The sequence below is a fragment of the Pectobacterium actinidiae genome (genome assembly GCF_000803315.1).
GTDB classification, from domain to species: Bacteria; Pseudomonadota; Gammaproteobacteria; order Enterobacterales; family Enterobacteriaceae; genus Pectobacterium; species Pectobacterium actinidiae.
Genome location: NZ_JRMH01000002.1, coordinates 187,202 through 204,752, shown reverse-complemented (window position 1 = coordinate 204,752; position 17,551 = coordinate 187,202). Strand labels below are relative to the sequence as shown.

Annotated in this window: 15 protein-coding genes; 10 read left to right on the top strand and 5 right to left on the bottom strand. The window is 51.8% G+C overall.

The window, feature by feature from the left end; translation table 11 throughout:
• Positions 1 to 44 precede the first annotated feature (44 nt).
• From KKH3_RS18480 to KKH3_RS18450, 6 genes are all read left to right on the top strand, one after another.
• Positions 45 to 869 (top strand): Cof-type HAD-IIB family hydrolase, encoded by an 825-nt coding sequence (locus tag KKH3_RS18480; protein ID WP_039363067.1) that lies wholly within the window; start codon positions 45 to 47, stop codon positions 867 to 869.
• A gap of 60 nt (positions 870 to 929) precedes the next feature.
• Positions 930 to 2,111, top strand: coding sequence for a mannose-6-phosphate isomerase (manA, locus tag KKH3_RS18475; RefSeq protein WP_039363065.1), 1,182 nt, complete (start codon positions 930 to 932; stop codon positions 2,109 to 2,111).
• Between the two features lie 358 nt (positions 2,112 to 2,469).
• Positions 2,470 to 3,636: a DUF4962 domain-containing protein gene (locus KKH3_RS22355; protein ID WP_139338668.1), complete on the top strand. Its 1,167-nt coding sequence runs from the start codon at positions 2,470 to 2,472 to the stop codon at positions 3,634 to 3,636.
• Complete coding sequence (locus KKH3_RS21970; protein ID WP_080756561.1) at positions 3,521 to 4,354, top strand: heparinase II/III domain-containing protein; 834 nt, start codon at positions 3,521 to 3,523, stop codon at positions 4,352 to 4,354. Before KKH3_RS22355 ends, KKH3_RS21970 begins: the two co-directional genes overlap by 116 nt.
• Positions 4,355 to 4,395: 41 nt before the next feature.
• Positions 4,396 to 6,063 carry an alginate lyase family protein gene (locus KKH3_RS18455; RefSeq protein ID WP_039363054.1) on the top strand — a complete coding sequence of 556 codons (1,668 nt, stop codon included), beginning with the start codon at positions 4,396 to 4,398 and terminating at the stop codon, positions 6,061 to 6,063.
• Between the two features lie 155 nt (positions 6,064 to 6,218).
• Complete coding sequence (locus KKH3_RS18450) at positions 6,219 to 6,914, top strand: pirin family protein (RefSeq protein ID WP_010294510.1); 696 nt, start codon at positions 6,219 to 6,221, stop codon at positions 6,912 to 6,914.
• 80 nt (positions 6,915 to 6,994) lie between these two features.
• Here KKH3_RS18450 and tnpA read toward each other — a convergent pair whose 3' ends face one another.
• Complete coding sequence (tnpA, locus tag KKH3_RS18445) at positions 6,995 to 7,432, bottom strand: IS200/IS605 family transposase (protein WP_039281630.1); 438 nt, start codon at positions 7,430 to 7,432, stop codon at positions 6,995 to 6,997.
• Between the two features lie 266 nt (positions 7,433 to 7,698).
• Here tnpA and gntR point away from each other — a divergent pair, with 266 nt between their 5' ends.
• Positions 7,699 to 8,694, top strand: a complete 996-nt coding sequence (gntR, locus tag KKH3_RS18440) for a gluconate operon transcriptional repressor GntR (RefSeq protein WP_039363051.1) — start codon at positions 7,699 to 7,701, stop codon at positions 8,692 to 8,694.
• 9 nt (positions 8,695 to 8,703) lie between these two features.
• Here gntR and KKH3_RS18435 read toward each other — a convergent pair whose 3' ends face one another.
• Complete coding sequence (locus KKH3_RS18435) at positions 8,704 to 9,216, bottom strand: gluconokinase (RefSeq protein WP_015842039.1); 513 nt, start codon at positions 9,214 to 9,216, stop codon at positions 8,704 to 8,706.
• Positions 9,217 to 9,374: 158 nt separating this feature from the next.
• Between KKH3_RS18435 and KKH3_RS18430 the strand changes: the two genes are divergently transcribed.
• Entirely contained in the window at positions 9,375 to 10,751 is a 1,377-nt protein-coding gene (locus KKH3_RS18430) for a GntP family permease (protein ID WP_039363047.1), read from the top strand.
• Positions 10,752 to 11,087: 336 nt separating this feature from the next.
• On the opposite strand, the gene KKH3_RS18425 is transcribed toward KKH3_RS18430, so the two are convergent.
• Positions 11,088 to 11,681: a YhgN family NAAT transporter gene (locus KKH3_RS18425; RefSeq protein ID WP_039363045.1), complete on the bottom strand. Its 594-nt coding sequence runs from the start codon at positions 11,679 to 11,681 to the stop codon at positions 11,088 to 11,090.
• Between the two features lie 297 nt (positions 11,682 to 11,978).
• Here KKH3_RS18425 and asd point away from each other — a divergent pair, with 297 nt between their 5' ends.
• A complete protein-coding gene (gene asd, locus KKH3_RS18420; RefSeq protein WP_039363042.1) occupies positions 11,979 to 13,082 on the top strand; it encodes an aspartate-semialdehyde dehydrogenase in 1,104 nt (367 codons plus the stop codon).
• Positions 13,083 to 13,206: 124 nt separating this feature from the next.
• On the opposite strand, the gene KKH3_RS18415 is transcribed toward asd, so the two are convergent.
• Together KKH3_RS18415 and KKH3_RS18410 are read right to left on the bottom strand one after the other, a co-directional pair.
• The gene (locus KKH3_RS18415; RefSeq protein WP_039363039.1) at positions 13,207 to 14,925 is read right to left on the bottom strand and encodes a sensor histidine kinase; all 1,719 of its coding nucleotides are present in this window, start codon (positions 14,923 to 14,925) and stop codon (positions 13,207 to 13,209) included.
• A gap of 138 nt (positions 14,926 to 15,063) precedes the next feature.
• The gene (locus tag KKH3_RS18410; RefSeq protein WP_039363035.1) at positions 15,064 to 16,008 is read right to left on the bottom strand and encodes a helix-turn-helix domain-containing protein; all 945 of its coding nucleotides are present in this window, start codon (positions 16,006 to 16,008) and stop codon (positions 15,064 to 15,066) included.
• Between the two features lie 417 nt (positions 16,009 to 16,425).
• Between KKH3_RS18410 and oxdA the strand changes: the two genes are divergently transcribed.
• Positions 16,426 to 17,502: an aliphatic aldoxime dehydratase gene (oxdA, locus tag KKH3_RS18405; protein WP_039363032.1), complete on the top strand. Its 1,077-nt coding sequence runs from the start codon at positions 16,426 to 16,428 to the stop codon at positions 17,500 to 17,502.
• The last annotated feature ends 49 nt before the right edge of the window (positions 17,503 to 17,551 follow it).

Genomic DNA, 17,551 nt, shown 5'->3' with positions numbered 1-17,551 from the left:
GCGCTCTCGTTCGCGTCAAAAAAGAGAATGAGCAGGAAGAGGCAATGAGATTTAAATTGCTGGCCATCGATCTGGATGGCACGTTGCTGACGTCACAAAAAGCCGTGACGCCAGCGACACGCGAGATACTGCGAGAAGCGCTCGATAGAGGGCTCCATGTGGCACTGGTTTCAGGAAGAACGCTGCCCAGCGTGTTACAAATCATGGCGGAGCTAGCGTTAGACGGCGCTCGCTGCTGGGCTATCGCCTGCAACGGGGCGTTGACCTGGAGTCAGGAAAACTCGGCCATCATCAGCGCGCATGTTTTGCAACATGACGATATTCTGAGGCTGACACAGTTTGGTCGCAGCCTGAATCTGGAGTGCTACCAAATTGATGGACAGCAACTGGTCGCCAGCAGGCCTGTTCCGCCAGACGCGGGTGCCTTGCGGTATTGCCGTATGCCAGTGGTCAGCCTGCCCTCAGGCTGGGAAACCCATTCCCGACGGCAGACGCCAAAAATGATGTTTATTGAGGGACGAACCACGATTGATACCCTGACCGAGCGCATCTCCCCCTCTCTTTCCCGCCGCTATTATTTCGTGCGCAGCGAACCCAACTATTTTGAAGTCATGCAGTGCGGCGTTAACAAAGGCGCGGCCTGTCAGGCATTGGCTGCCCATCTCGCGATTCCTCCAGAGGCGATTCTGGCGATAGGCGATGAGGAAAACGATAGAGAGATGTTAGCGTTCGCCGGTACGGGGATCGCGATGGGTAATGCGGTGCCAAAGATTAAAGCGATTGCGGATTGGGTAACGACCAATAATGACCAGGAAGGCGTGGCTGTTGCGCTGCAACGCTATGTTATGCCAAACGAAAGCGCACGTTGATAGTGCGACCGCTCATCACGCTTTCCTACGGAAAACCCTGTTCCATCAAAAGGCGTCAGTATGAAAAAAATGTGTAACTCCATTCAGTATTACGCATGGGGTAGCAAAAGTGCGCTCACCGTGTTGTACGGTCTCGACAATAAAGACCAACTCCCGATGGCTGAGCTTTGGATGGGCGCGCACCCTAAAAGTAGTTCCCGGATTGTGGATGAAAATAATGATGTCGTTAGCCTGCATGACTGGCTCGCTCAGGATTTGTCCGGCCGTTTAGGCCATCAGGTCGCGCACCGCTTTGGCGAACTGCCTTTCCTGTTCAAAGTGCTGTGTGCGGAACAGCCGCTTTCCATTCAGGTGCATCCTGGCAAAACCGCGGCGGAGCAGGGCTTTGCCCGGGAAAATGCCGCTGGTATCCCGCTTGATGCGGCGGAACGAAACTATAAAGATGCCAACCATAAACCTGAATTGGTCTTTGCATTGACGCCGTTTCAAGCCATCAATGGTTTCAGGCCGCTACCGGAGATCGCTGCATTGGTAGAGCCTGTTCGCGATGCTCATCCTGCCATCGCCGCGTTCTTGCTGCAGCCTGATACTGTAGGTTTGGCTTGTCTGTTTACCGCGCTATTGGATATGACAGAGGAAAGGAAAGCACAGGCGTTGGAGACACTGCGGAAGGTGCTGACCGAGCAAACCGGTGAACCTTGGGATACGATCCGCGCTATTGCGCATGTCTACCCGTCAGATAACGGCCTCTTTTCGCCTTTGCTACTGAATGTGATAACGCTAAAACCGGGTGAGGCGATGTTTTTGTATGCGGAAACGCCCCATGCTTATTTGAACGGCGTGGCATTGGAAGTGATGGCCAATTCGGACAATGTGCTCCGGGCTGGGCTGACGCCTAAATATATCGATATTCCTGAACTGGTCGCGAATGTTCGCTTCGAGTCTTCTCCTGCTGATCGATTATTGACGATACCGAAAATCACTGACCATACGCTGAGTTTCCCTATTCCCGTTGATGACTTCGCTTTTTCTGTGCATCACCTTAGCTCTGAGCCTCAGAACCTTAAACAGGACAGTGCTGCGATAGTTTTCTGTATTGAGGGGGACGCGCGACTACAGAGCGCTGGTGAACAGCTTAAGCTGGAGTCGGGCGAATCCTGTTTTATCCCTGCGAATCACGCGCAGGTAACGGTGCTAGGGCAGGGACGCCTCGCTCGCGTCTTCAACCCGCTCTCGATGTAAATCTTCTCCCGCATCGGTTTAGGTGTGGGAGGAAATGAAAGGCCTGCGTGGGGAAAATAGTATTGTGAGGCTGTGCACATTTCTCCACTATTTTTCACTGGAGCGGGAAATAAGGAAAAAGTAGTGTCGATGATATCGTTAAAAGATGGCCGCACTACATGATGTCAAAGGCGATAATTAAGCGTAGCCATGATTGTTTTGTGAGCTATGTATCGCTTAGCGTCTGAGTATCCGTAGACACTAATAACGGACGCATTTATTTTTGAACACTCTATTTTAGTTTTTTGAAAGTAAAAGCTTTTCTCTTCTGGCATCAGCCTTGCTTATTCCTGTCGGATAATAAAATACACAGGAAGATATGCGAATCATGAATAGAACCTCTCTGGCTATAATGATTACCTCCATTTTTATGATCAATCCTGCGCAGGCAGCTGTTCCTGAAGCTCATGAATTTAATGCCATCAATATATTTACTCGCGACACAGTCATTAAAAATTTAAAAAAAGATCATCCAAGATTATTGATGAATGAAGAGGATATAAAAAGCATCAAAGCGCAGGCTAAAAGCGATGAGGGCATGAAAAAATTGGTTGATGAAGTCGTCAGAAGGGCGGAGGAAAGCCTTAAAGAACCCGTCATTCATTATAAATTGACCGGAAATGATGCATCACCTTCATTACTGGATACCTCACGCAAGGCCATCAAGATTATCTTAGATAATGCCTTTTCGTGGCAGATCACTGGCGACGTGCGTTTCGCTAACAAAGCCAAAGAAACCATGATTGCGGTCTCTGATTTCCCTGACTGGAATGCGAAATCCCGCTTTCTTGATGCGGGCGAAATGATGTTTGCTGTTGCTATCGGCTATGACTGGCTTTATAGCCAACTCTCCTCCGAAGAAGAAAAGAAAATTCGGGAAGCGTTGCTTGAGAAAGGCATTAACTGGGGATTAAAGGCTTATGCTGAAAAAAATCCCGCGGCCCCTAGCTTGGGTTTTCCGTGGTGGGCAACCAACTGGAATGAGGTCTGTAACGGTGGGGTACTCGCCGCCGTTCTCGCGACGGCTGAACATTACCCCGAACAGGCACAGGCGTTGCTCAACACGATTATCCCTTCGCTGAAAATGGGGCTGGATGCCTATAAACCTGACGGTGCAAGCGCCGAAGGCCCTATTTACTGGAGCTACGGGATAACCTATCGCATTCTCGCGCAGGAAATGCTGAACAGCGCGTTTGGTCAGGATTATGGTTTATCGTCTGATGCGGTTCTGGAAAGAACGCCCTGGTATCGTTTTGCTATAGAAGGTTTCTCGGGTGAGGGTTTTAATTATGGTGATGCGGTAGAAGATCAGGGCTATACCCCAGCTTACGCATGGTTTGGCAATCGCTATAAACAAGACCTGATTATTGATGCTGCCAGAGGACAAATGCAGAAAGCGCTGGCGCGCTCGGCGGAAGGGAAAGCGTGGGGGAGAATTCGATCGCTTTCTGCCGTTATTTGCGCTGTGGTATCCACAAGCGGTTAATGTCAGTCGCGCAACGACACAAGATAAATTTTTGTTTCATGGACCCTCGGCACTTTTTATATATAAAAAGCGATTTTCAGATGAGGGAAACGTCTGGTTAGGTATTAAGTCTGGTGACAATAAAGCGAATCATGCCCATCAGGATCTTGGCTCTTTTGTTCTGGAATATGACGGCATTCGCTGGGCTAACGATCTCGGTAAAGATTATTACAATCTCCCCGGTTATTTTGATGGTGCTGTGCGGCCGTCGTATTTCCGCGTGTCTGCATTGAGCCATAACACTCTAACCTTTGATGGGGAAAATCAGAGTCCTGACGGTGTGGCGACATTAATGTGGGATGAAAAGCAATCAACGGCAATGCTTGAGTTAACGCCTGTCTATCCTCATGTCGCGGAAAAAATAACCAGAGCATACCGATTAGATGGAAAGAAAATAACCATAAGCGATTCAATACAGGGAACCTACAACCAAAAAGTATACCGCTGGGCGATGGTGACAACGGCCGAGATCAATATTAATGGCAACACTGCGCTATTGACCAAAGATGGCAAGGCCATCAGGGTGATCAAGCATGATGATTCTGCTGAATTCCGCGTGTTATCGACAATACCTGCCGATAGCCGACAAAAGAATAATGTGGGGACATCAATGTTGGCAGTACAAAAGACAATACCTGCAAAATCTGATTATAGAATCGCTATCACTATTGCTCCGTGATTTCTGTAATCTGATATCAATCGACGAAAAGGAAACCGTTTATGGATAGCTTCTTGAGTAAGAAAAAGAGTACATTTTTCTTAATAATAACGTTGTTGAGTCTGTTTTTGTGCGGGTTGAAAGTTAGCCATGCAGCAACCAATGATAAAGCGTTCCTGCACCCGGGTATGCTGTATACGCAGGCCGATCTGGAGCGAATGAAGGCGGGGGTCGATAATAAGCAGGATCCCTGGTATACGGATTGGCAGCTATTGCAATCCCACTATTTGGCGAGCTCCACGTATTCGGTCACACCAAAAGCGGTGGTATACCGAAACGATCCTACGAATGGCAATGTGGGAAACGGCGATTTACAGAATAGTGCGTCAGCGGCATTGTCGCTGGCGATTGAATGGGCGATGACAAAGAGCCCCATCTATTCTAATGCGGCGATAAAAATACTTAACGGCTGGTCCACGACATTAACGGAAATTAAAGGCCACGACGCACAGCTTGCTGCCAGCCTTTATGGCTATAAATTGCTTAATGCGGCTGAAATTCTGCGTTACACCGGAAGTGGCTGGTCGTCAGCTGATATTGCGCAATTTAGTAAAATGATGACCGACGTATTTTACCCATTGACCCGTACCTATGGTCAGGTTAATGGCGGCTGGGCTAATGGCAATTGGGACGCCGCCGACACCGTATTTAACCTGAGCTTAGGTGTATGGCTGAACGATTCCGAAATATATAACGATGCAGTTAATTACTTTAAACAGGGCGAGGGAAATGGCTCGGTTATCCATTATGTACAAAATGAAAATGGCCAATTGCAGGAGAGCGGTCGCGATCAGGCGCATGCACAGGGTGGATTAGGGTTATTAGTCATGGCCGCGCAGATTGGCTATAACCAGCGCCACTATCATGCCAGCGGTGCAGATATGGTGAGCTACCCGAATAATAGCTATCCACTTGTTAAGGCGGCCGAATATACCGCGAAATACAATCTGGGATATACGGTTCCCTATACGCCGATTCCTGGCAAAGGTTATACGCTTGCGGATATGGGAAAAGGGAACTCATGGACGCCGGGTTTAACGATATCCCCGCGCTTTCGCGGAGAGTTCAGGCCAATATATCGGGGAATTTTCAGCTTATTTACCGCTGCTGGCGTGTCTGATACTAAGCTGTCTTACACGAAAGACGTCATCAGCCGCATGCCGATAGGCAAATTCTATTTTGATCATCCCTCGTATGAAGGGCTTATTAATGCCACGGAGGCTTCCGTCTCAAGCCCTATGTCTATCGTCCTGCAATCTGTCAGTAAATCGAGAAATCAGGATAATACCGGGACGCTGGTCACGGTTACCGGCGAATCAACGCCCATTATCGTCAATGGGGTCAATCCATCTGTAACCAGCGGGATTCAGGCAATTTACCTGACGCAAAATAGATTCGCTTTTCGTTCGATACAGACCGGAAAATATATTTCTGTCTCCGCAGAAGGGCATTTATTGGCATCTGCCAGCAATGTGACCGACAGCGAATCCTTTATTTATACCGATTCCGGCAATGGCAATGGGACGCTGTTGGCTCTGTCTACTCGTCGCTATGTCGTTATGGATCCTGATACCTATCAAATTTCAGCAACCGGAACAGGCGTTAATAATGATAACGGTCGGTGGACCATGTTATATCCCAATCCGATAGAGTTAGGTGTTGTTAAGTAATCACTGAATACGGAGCCGGAGCTAACCTCCGGTTCCTCCATTTCCCAACGCGGCATCCTGTTCTGATTTTTCGAACAGAGCGATGAGTTTTTTGCGCTATCTTATTTACCACCGCCCGTTACACTTCCCTTATCAAAAACGCGGGAGGAAATAACATGATCTATTTACGTCAAGCGCAAGATCGCGGACATGCGAATCACGGCTGGCTCGACAGCTGGCACACATTCTCATTTGCCGATTATTACGATCCTGATTTCATGGGATTTTCGGCACTGCGCGTGATTAATGAAGACTATATCGAAGGCGGTCAGGGTTTTGGTACGCATCCGCACAAAGATATGGAAATTCTGACCTATGTGTTGTCCGGTGCGGTTGAACATCAGGACAGCATGGGAAATAAAGAGCAGGTGCCAGCGGGCGAATTCCAGATTATGAGCGCGGGAACGGGTATTCGTCATTCTGAATACAACGCCAGCAAGGACGAGCAGCTGCACCTGTATCAAATCTGGATTATCCCGGAAAAAACCGGTCTGACGCCGCGCTACGAGCAGAAACGCTTTGATGTGCTGCAAGGGCGTCAACTGGTGCTGTCCCCGGATGCGCGTGAAGGCTCGCTGAAGGTCTTTCAGGACATGACGCTGTGGCGCTGGGCGCTGAAAGCGCAGGAGCAATCGGTGTATCAGATTCAGGCTGACCGTCGTGTCTGGGTTCAGGTGGTGCGCGGTACGGTAGAGATTAACGGCCAGAAAGCGGAAACCAGCGATGCGTTTGCCGTGTGGGATGAAACGGCGATCTCCGTACACGCCAGCGAGGACAGCGAAATCCTGCTGTTTGATCTGCCGCCGGTATAATGACGAGTGAGAAAAGTAAAAATCCACCTCTTGAAGAGGTGGCTTTAAGTGGGGCCCCCTAGAAGGGGGCCTTGTCCGTTTTAATCCTGCAATAACTCCATTTGCTGTTCGTATTCTTGGTCTTTCTTATCCTGATGCCTCACGTAACGTCTGATAATTTCTTCGTTCACTCCCACCGTGTCCGCAAAGTATCCTCTAGCCCAAAAGTGATTGCCCCACAGTTTCTTTCTTATATGCGGGAATTTATTGTAGAGACGAATTGCCGTGCGCCCTTTCAGGACGCCCATTAGCGTTGAAATTGAGAGTTTCGGTGGAACCATCACGACAAGATGAACATGGTCTGGTTGAACATTTAGTTCCAATATCTCGCAATCTTTCATATTGCAAAGTATGTAAATCGAACGGTAAAGCTCTTTCCCTACTGTGCCCGTTAAAATCTTGTAGCGATATTTTGGGGTCCAAACCAAGTGGTATTTGCAACGCCAAAACACATGTGCTGAACTTCTATAACTGCTCATGTCAGTGATTTCCTTCTTACTTGTGGTGAGTAAGCTGGAATTTTCTGGCATGGGCTTCCTTCAGGCTATAGCCTCACAGGGACAATCACCACCTCCCGAGGAGGTGGTTTAAGGCTGACAATGAAGAAGCCCGCGTAGGAAAAGACGCGGGCTTTTTATTTGTCACTGCCTGACGTCATCATTCAGATTCTGCCCCTTTGCCTTTACTTTCTTTATGCTTTTTTTGTTAGACTTAGCTTACTGTTTTTCAGGCATTTTAGTCGACGATGAAGAAAAAAAGACCCGTTCTCCAGGACGTTGCTGACCGCGTTGGGATTACCAAAATGACGGTAAGCCGTTATTTGCGTAATCCCGCTCAGGTGTCCGCCGCGTTGCAGGAAAAGATCGCTATTGCATTGGATGAGCTGGGTTATATCCCCAATCTCGCGCCGAATATGCTCGCCAGCTCCACCAGCCGGGCGATTGGCGTGCTGCTGCCGTCATTGACCAATCAGGTTTTCGCCGAAGTATTGCGCGGGATTGAACGCACGGCGGAAGCGCACGGCTACCAGACCATGCTGGCGCACTATGGCTATCATCCTGACAGAGAAGAACAGCGTCTGACCTCACTGCTGTCGTATCACATCGATGGGCTTATTCTCGCCGAACGTACCCACACGCCGCGCACGCGTCAGATGCTGGATGTTGCCGGTATTCCGGTAGTCGAGCTGATGGATTCTGTCTCACCCTGTCTGGATATGGCTGTCGGTTTTGATAACGTCGAAGCCGCACGGCAGATGACATTGCGTATGGTCGCGCTGGGGCATCGTCATATCGTCTATCTCGGCGCACGGCAGGATGAGCGTACGATTATGCGTTGCCGAGGCTACGAGCAGGCGATGTGGGAAAGCGATCTTAAAAGTTATTGCGTGATGAGCGAGCGGGCATCTTCCTATTCGCTTGGCGGTGAGCTACTGCGGCAGACGCAGGCGGAATACCCGCAGGTCGATAGCGTATTTTGCACCAATGACGACTTAGCCGTCGGTGCGATGTTCGAATGCCAACGGCAGGGGCTGCGCGTGCCGGATGACATTGGGCTTGCTGGTTTCCACGGGCACGATATTGGTCAGGCGATGGTGCCGAAGCTGGCTAGCGTACTGACGCCGCGTGAGCATATGGGGCGCGTTGGCACCGAACAACTGCTGGCTCGTCTGCGGGGCGAGCCAGTCGCGAAGGAAATGGTCGATGTCGGCTTTACCGTGCTGGACGGTGAAAGCCTTTAAGCTGATGCGTTAGCCTGCCGCGCGCAGTGCCTCAACGCAGCGCTGCACAACTTCCTCTCGGGTGCCGTCAATATCGACCTTCAGCACATCTGGTTCATCGCTGCCCGGTTCTTCCAGCGCATCGAACTGGCTTTTCAGTAGATCTGTCGGCATGAAATGGCCTGCTCTGGCTTTGTGACGCTCAAGAACCAGCTCAAAGCTGCCTTTCAAATAGATAAACACCATCTTTTCGTTCCCTTCGCGCAGGCGGTCACGGTAACGCTTTTTCAGCGCGGAACAGACGATGATGCCCGTTTCGTTTTTGTGCGCCAGACTGTAGGCGACATCGCTCAGTCGTTCTAACCACGGCGCACGGTCGTCATCATTCAACGGCGTACCGCTGGCCATTTTCTGGATATTGGCGCGCGGATGCAGATCGTCGCCGTCAATAAATTTTGCCTGAATGGCGCGGCCAAGTTCAGCGCCAACTGAGGATTTTCCGCTGCCTGATACGCCCATCAGAATAATGCTTCGACCTGACATAATTTGATCTCTATCTCAAACTGTAAATTAAATGATACTTAATGGTTCCATACTTTAACATGTTACCCGTATCATGTTACCGGTATCAAATAATGATGTGATACGCCTCACAAACAATCAGCCAACCCAGACCGAATGCCCTAAAGAGATTATTAACGATGACAGAAATCACCTCCGCCTATAGCGCCAGTGTGTTGTTGACCATTGCCGCCGGTGCAGTCGCACTGTTACTGGTGCTGATTATGCGCTTTAAAATCCACGCGTTTCTGGCGCTGACGTTGGTCAGTTTGATCACTGCGCTGGTAACGAAAACGCCGTACGAAAAGATAGTCCCGACGCTGCTCAGTGGTTTTGGCAGCACGCTGGCATCTGTTGCGCTGCTGGTAGGATTGGGAGCCATGATTGGCAGACTGTTGGAGGTGACTGGGGGGGCTAATGTCTTAGCTGATACCCTGATCAATAAATTTGGTGAACACCGTGCGCCTTTTGCGCTGGGTGTCGCTTCTCTCTTGTTTGGTTTTCCGATCTTCTTTGACGCGGGTCTGGTAGTGATGCTACCGATTATTTTTAGTGTCGCGAAACGCTTCGGTGGTTCGACACTAAAATATGCTTTTCCTGCTGCGGGTGCGTTTGCAGCAATGCATGCGCTGGTTCCTCCCCATCCCGGTCCGGTTGCGGCCAGTGAATTGTTAGGTGCCAACATCGGGTTATTGGTGATAATCGGTACGATCATTGCGCTGCCAACCTGGTATTTCGGCGGCTATCTCTATGGCCTGTACGCGGGGAAAAAGTTCGATATCAAACTGCCGTCAAGTTTTCTGTCCGCTGTTGAAACTGATTCGACGGTTAACCCACCGCGCTTTTCCGTGGTATTGAGCATTCTGCTGCTGCCACTGGTGTTGATCTTCCTTGATACTGGGCTGAATACGCTGACGGTCATGGGAATAGTGAGCGGCGATAATGGCGTCGTACAATTCTTGCGTATGCTGGGAAAAACCCCGGTTGCGCTACTGATTACAGTGTTCTTCGCGCTGATGGTCTTTAGCGGTCGCAAAAGCGGCTCACATCTTGAAAAAATTTGTGACGGGGCGTTAGGGCCAATTTGCTCGATTATTCTGGTGACGGGAGCAGGCGGCATGTTCGGTGGCGTTCTGCGTGCCAGTGGTATCGGCAATGCGTTGTCTGGTGCCTTGGCGGATACAGGAATGCCGGTTATTGTGGCGGCATTTGTGGTGTCGATGGCACTGCGCGTGGCACAAGGTTCCGCGACGGTGGCGCTGACGACGACAGCCGCGCTGATGGCACCCACGGTGGCGGCAACCACAGGATTAAGTCAATTTGACCTGTGCTTTATTGTGGTGGCAATTGCTGGTGGTGCGACGGTGCTGTCACATGTGAATGACTCAGGCTTCTGGCTGGTCAGCCGCTTCCTCGAAATGGATGAGAAAACGACGCTGAAAACTTGGACAGTGATGGAAACGCTGCTCGGCACCATCGCGTTCCTGCTGGCAGCGATAGGTAGTATTTTGCTGTAATGTATTTAGCCCTACTCTACAAGGGAAGGTTTTGACATTAATCCGGCGTAAAAATTATGCAGCGGTGATCATGAGCACCGAGTGAGCGGCATGGATGCCGCGAAAGCCAGTGCGGCGTCGGGAACGCCTCACTGGTGGCTCGAAGGGTGATCATGAACGCCGATGGCATCGCTAGCGGCATGATTTAGCCGGAAGCCTGGGTTCGCAGGGCGGCGGCGACTGAGCGCCCTGCGTCGGGCGCGTGCTACGCAGTAGCATGGAAATTACGGTATTATCGCGCACGAAACCGCCTCTTAGTCGGCATAAAAAATGTGACTACAGAGGGCAATGACGCAGTTATAACTTCATATAAGCGCGTACGCCGTCGAGGAACATCTGCGTTGATAGCATCACCAGAATCAGCCCCATCAATTTCTCCAGCGCGCTGACCCCTTTCTCACCCAACAAACGTAAGAACATATCTGACATCAGCAGGATGATGAACGAGATCGTCCAGGCGATAAATAGCGCCAGCGTCAGGTGCGGCAACTGGTCGGGATACTGGTGGGAAAGCAGCATTAGCGCCGCGAGAATCGACGGCCCCGCGACCAGCGGAATCGCCATTGGCACCAGAAACGGTTCTTCTCCGGCTGGCAGACCGCTGCTGTTGCCTTCCTGCGAGGGGAAAATCATACGAATCGCAATGAGGAACAGCACGATACCGCCGGAAATCGACACGGTTTCGGTGCGCAGATTCAGGAACGCCAGAATGCGTTCGCCCGCAAACAGGAAAATCAGCATCAGCCCGAGTGCGATCAGCATTTCACGGATCAGCACCACGCGTCGGCGTTTGGGGTCGAGATGCTTGAGAACGGACATAAAAATCGGCAGGTTGCCGAGTGGATCCATAATGAGCAACAGCAGCACCGTTGCGGAGATCATTTCTGTCATGTTGGTTTTTTACTCCCGAAACCTTGTTGCCTGACCTGTACCACCTTCATGGGTGGGTCAACGTTATTATTCTGTGTCAGGTCGATGATATTAGAATGACTGCTGAAAAAGGGCGTACTATCGAATAAATTCACTTGCGACTTGATGTACATTTTGTAAGGCTGAATGACACAATTATTTACGGGTTTACGACACGACACGCGCAATCTCTGCCGCAAATCGCTGAGTCAGCAATAACCAAGCGCTATCGACGTTAGCCAGAATTCTTTTTGTTACCCCCAAAGCAGGACAGTTACCATGAAAAATGTTGGTTTTATTGGCTGGCGCGGTATGGTCGGCTCGGTTCTCATGCAGCGCATGGTGGAAGAACGCGACTTTGATGTGATTCACCCGGTATTCTTTTCGACTTCTCAGCACGGCGAACCTGCTCCGGCGCTGGGCGGTCATCAAGGCGTATTGCAGGATGCTTATAATATCGAAGCTCTGCGCGCGCTGGACATCATCATTACCTGTCAGGGCGGCGATTATACCAATGAAGTCTACCCAAAGCTGCGTGAAAGTGGCTGGCAGGGTTACTGGATCGACGCTGCATCCTCACTGCGTATGAAAGATGACGCGATTATTATTCTGGATCCGGTGAACCACGGGGTGATTCAACAGGGTCTGGATAAAGGCATCAAAACCTTTGCGGGCGGTAACTGTACCGTCAGCCTGATGCTGATGTCATTGGGCGGCCTGTTTGCTAACAATCTGGTGGAGTGGGTTTCTGCTGCGACGTATCAGGCTGCTTCTGGCGGCGGTGCGCGTCACATGCGTGAACTGTTGGCACAGATGGGAGCGTTGCACGGTGAAGTAGCGCAAGAGCTACAGGATCCGGCCTCTGCGATTCTGGATATCGAACGCAAAGTCACCGCGCTGACTCGTAGTGGTTCGCTGCCGACCGATAACTTCGGCGTGCCATTGGCGGGTAGCCTGATTCCGTGGATCGACAAACAGCTGGATAACGGCCAGAGCCGCGAAGAGTGGAAAGGTCAGGCGGAAACCAACAAGATTCTTAGCACCAGCAGCGTCATTCCTGTTGACGGTCTTTGCGTGCGCGTTGGCGCGTTGCGCTGCCATAGCCAGGCGTTCACCATCAAATTGAAAAAAGACGTGGCGCTGCCGGAAATCGAACAACTGCTGGCTACCCACAATGACTGGGTGAAAGTGGTGCCGAACGATCGTGACATCACCATGCGTGAGCTGACCCCTGCTGCGGTAACGGGTACGCTTTCCACGCCGGTGGGTCGTCTGCGTAAGCTGAACATGGGGCCGGAATACCTGTCCGCCTTCACGGTCGGCGATCAGCTGCTGTGGGGAGCCGCTGAACCGCTGCGCCGTATGCTGCGCATCCTGCTGTAGTTATCTTGCTGTAGTTATATTGCTATCGTTCTCCGCTTTTCTGGCGCAACAGCGGTTGTGTTGCGCCAGTTTCGATTACCGCTCCGTCACTCTTCTTATGCCGATATTTGGCGTGTCATCCCCATCACGCCACGCTATCCAGCTTTTTCAGTACTTGACGCGGTGAGATCAGTGGGACGCGCACTTCGACCCGGGTGAATTTATCGGCCTCGCTAACCACGGTGATGCCATAGCGGTTGCCGTAACGTGCTTTGATACGGCGGTCGACCAGATTCATGCCTAGCCCATCACCGCCGCTGCGGGGTTGGTAGGTGCCGGCGTTATCTTCCACTGACAGCTCCAGCGTGTTGGCGTGCAGGCGTCCGCTGATGTGGATGTACCCACTTTCAATCATCTGTGAGATACCATGTTTAATCGCATTTTCGACAATGGGTTGCAGGGAAAACGCGGGTAATCGCGCCTCACGTAGCGTTTCCGGCAGAGAAATGTCTACGGTTAGGTGATCGGCAAAGCGTGCCTTTTCGATTTCGAGATAGGCATTAACGTGCTCCAACTCGTCATTGAGTGACACTTCATCGTTGCTGCGTTTGAGGTTTTTACGGAAAAATGTCGACAGAGATAGCACCAGTTGGCGAGCGTGAGCAGGATCGCGCCGTATGACGGCAGATAGGGTATTCAGCGCGTTGAACAGAAAATGCGGGTTGACCTGCGCGTGCAACAGCTTGATTTCCGACTGGGCAAGCAGCTGTTTCTGCTGTTCAAAGCGGCCTGTCAGAATCTGTGCAGAAAGCAGGTGGGCAATCCCTTCCCCTAGCGTACGGTTAATGCTGGAAAAGAGCTTATTCTTGGGCTCATAAAGCTTGATCGTGCCGACAACACGCTGATCTTCCCCACGCAGCGGGATCACCAGCGTGGAACCAAGTTTGCAGTGTGATGACACTGAACAGGTGTAAGACACTTCGTTGCCGTCTGCATACACCACCTGGTTGTTGTCTATCGCCCGGCGCGTGTGTGATGACGTGATGGGCGCACCAACGTTATGGTGGTCGTCGCCCAGTCCGATGAAGGCCAGCAGTTTGTCGCGATCGGTAATGGCTACGGCACCCACGCCCAGCTCTTCATACAAAATACGGGCAACGCGCATACTGTTTTGTGGGTTAAACCCCTGACGCAGCGCTCCTTCGGCGCGGGCGGCGATTTGCAATGCCTTGGCGGAAAATGCGGAGGTGTATTTTTCAAAAATGGCGCGCCGGTCGAGCAGGATGCGCATGAACATGGCGGCACCGATGGTGTTGGTGATCATCATCGGTAGCGCAATATCGCTTACCAACTCAATCGCGTTATCAAACGGACGGGCGACCAGCAGAATAATCGCCATTTGCAGGCATTCTGCTACCAGTGCGGTCAGGCCGACGACGAGGGGCTGAAACAGCAGATCGATGCGGTTGCGGCGTGCCAGATAGCGGTGTAACAGCCCGCCGAGCAGGCCTTCGGCAATCGTCGACAGCATACAGGCCAGCGCGGTCATACCGCCCATCGAATAACGGTGTAACCCGCCCGTTAATCCGACGAGAAAACCGACGGAAGGGCCGCCCAGCATGCCGCCGAGCACGGCACCCGTTGCGCGGGTATTGGCAATAGAATCGTCGATATGCAGGCCGAAATAGGTTCCCATAATGCAAAACACGGAAAAAACCAGATAGCAGACCAGCTTGTGCGGCAGGCGGATGGTGACCTGCATCAGCGGGATAAAAAGCGGTGTTTTACTGAGCAGATAGGCGATAACCAGATAAACACACATCTGCTGTAACAGGGAAAGAATCAGATCAATCTGGCTAACCATGGGCGGGGTCTCATCATACCTCTATCAACATAGAGCATCCGCCAGATTGTACTGCTTTTGGCGATGTTGATTGCAGTTTTTTACGTCACATCGGTGGCAAGGTCGTCTGCGTTTTTCGCCACCGGCAGTGAACGATTATCATCCCGGCTCGTTATTGCTTTGTAATAGCGTGCGTGGCGAAAGCCCAAACGCTTTGCGGAACGCGTGGCTGAAATGGGAAAAGTCAGAGAAACCAAAGTCGAGCGCCGCTTGTGAAACGCTGCGAACCCGTCCACGACTGATGGCTTCATGGCTCGCCTTCAGGCGTTCATGCCAGATCACGGCCATGGGCGTTTTCTGGTGGCGGGCAAATGCCCGAGTCACCGTTCGTGTGGAAACATGGTGAGCGTGTGCAAGGCGTTCAATATTGAGATCGGATTCGGTCAGATGGCGTTGAATGTAATTCATCATGCGGGCATAGAGATCGCGTTCCGCCCCTACATTATTCAGATCCTGAAGCTCCAGACTGAGCACCAACAAATCCAGCAGCGTTTGGGAAAAGCGTCCGGCTATATCAGGGTTCTGCTGCCATGACGCAGCTTCCGTGCTTTGCCGTAACATTTCACGCAGCGGCACAATACCGGGTTGACGATCGTTGAGCAGTATCGCCGTCAGGTTTTCCACGCCGGGCAATCGGCTACTCAACAAATGGCGGGGGATGCGCACCAGATGTGTCGCCTGACCACCGATACTGAAGCGGAACGTCTGCGCCGCGTCGTAAAGGACCATGCTGTCCGGTGTTAACAGCGCCCGACGCTCACCTTGTTCCAGTTGTCCACTGCCGTTTTGGATATAGCCCAACCACAGATCGTCGTCCGGACCGGTGCGTAAATGTCGAGGCGTGCGCTCCCAGTAGTGAAGCGGGGAGGACAATGAGCAGATGTCCACCAGACCGACATTACGGACATCGAGGTTTCCCTCAAAATCGTTTCCCATCAATGGTTTGCTGGCTGCGGGAATACAGTGTCGCAGCACCACTTCTTTCCAATAGTCAAATCGCTGGGGGGCAGCGACATTGATGGTCGAATAATAGGTCTTGCTCATCGTCTTCACCCTCATTACCGAACCGTTCTCACAGGTAAACCTCACGCTCTGTATTGGCTTAATGCAAATATCGCACCAGAGCGGTAAGGCGATTGCGAGTGGCAAACCGCGGTTTCCCGTCCAGACCACGCGGCGTGGGCATCGAAGTGGAAAAATAGGCACAGATGTTGTCATGTTTACGGCCAGGTATGCTGCCGCATGGATGCGTGAAAAAGACACAACGTGGTGCATGCAAACTGAGCAATCTGCACCGAAATAACGCATCTGCGCTACGGCATTCGCCCTGCTCACCTTCTGTCCTTCTCAACCATGTCATTGACGCTGTCACACAAGCGCGTCGTAAAAGGTGCCACCTAGTATGAAAGCGTTGCGAACACGACCTTTCACGCTTTTCCACGTTAGTGACCAGGAGATCTTATGGAATCGGCAATTGCTAAACACTTGACCTGTCCACGCACGTTGTCTCGCCGCGTGCCGGATGACTACCAGCCTCCTTTTCCCATGTGGGTGGCGCGTGCGGATGACACGCTACAACAAGTCGTCATGTGTTATCTCGGCGTGCAGTTTCAGGGCGAAGAACGACGCCCGGCGGCGCTACAGGCCATGCGTCACATCGTTGGCAGCTTTGCCTGTACTAACGGACCGCTCAGCTACGATCTGACCCACCATCTCGATAACGCAGGCTATGACAACCTGATGATCGTCGGCTATTGGCGCGATCCGGCGGCTTATTGCCGTTGGCTCCGCCAGCCTGAGGTGAGCGAGTGGTGGGCGGCCGATGTCCGCTTGCAGGAGGGCATCGGCTACTTCCGCGAGGTCACGCTACCGGATGCGAAACAGTTTGAAACGCTGTATGCCTTTCGCGATAGCTTGCCGGGCGTCGGCGGCGTCATGGAGAGCGTCAGTGATGAGATTGAAGAGCACGGTTACTGGGGGTCGATGCGTGACCGTTTACCGCTCTCACAAACCGACTGGCTCCAGCCGAGCGGCGAACTGCGCATCCTGTCTGGCGATCCTGCACAGGGGGGACGCGTGCAGGTTCAGGGACATGACAACATCGCGGTGATTCGCTCCGGGCAAGACTGGACGCACGCGGAGGAAGAGGAGCGTACGCTTTATTTCAATGAGATCTTGCCTACGTTGCAAGCGGGGATGGATTTCCTGCGCGATGACGGTCAGGCCGTGGGCTGTTACAGCAATCGCTTCGTTCGTAACATCGATCTGGACGGTAACCTGTTGGATACGAGCTACAACCTCGGCCACTGGCGCTCGCTTGAGAAGCTTGAACGCTGGGCGGAATCACACCCCACACACCTGCGTATCTTCACCACCTTCTGCCGGGTTGCGACATCACTGTCGGCGCTGAGGCTGTACCACGAAGTTTCGGTATCGGATGCGCGTTATCAACATTTCGAATACATCAACTGCCACCCGCATACCGGCATGCTGCGTGACGCTAAACGTCAGTCAGCCTGTCCCTACGACCATGCTTAACGCGGTCATTCCCTAAACGCGTGCGGTTTCCTTCATGCGTGCTTTGTTC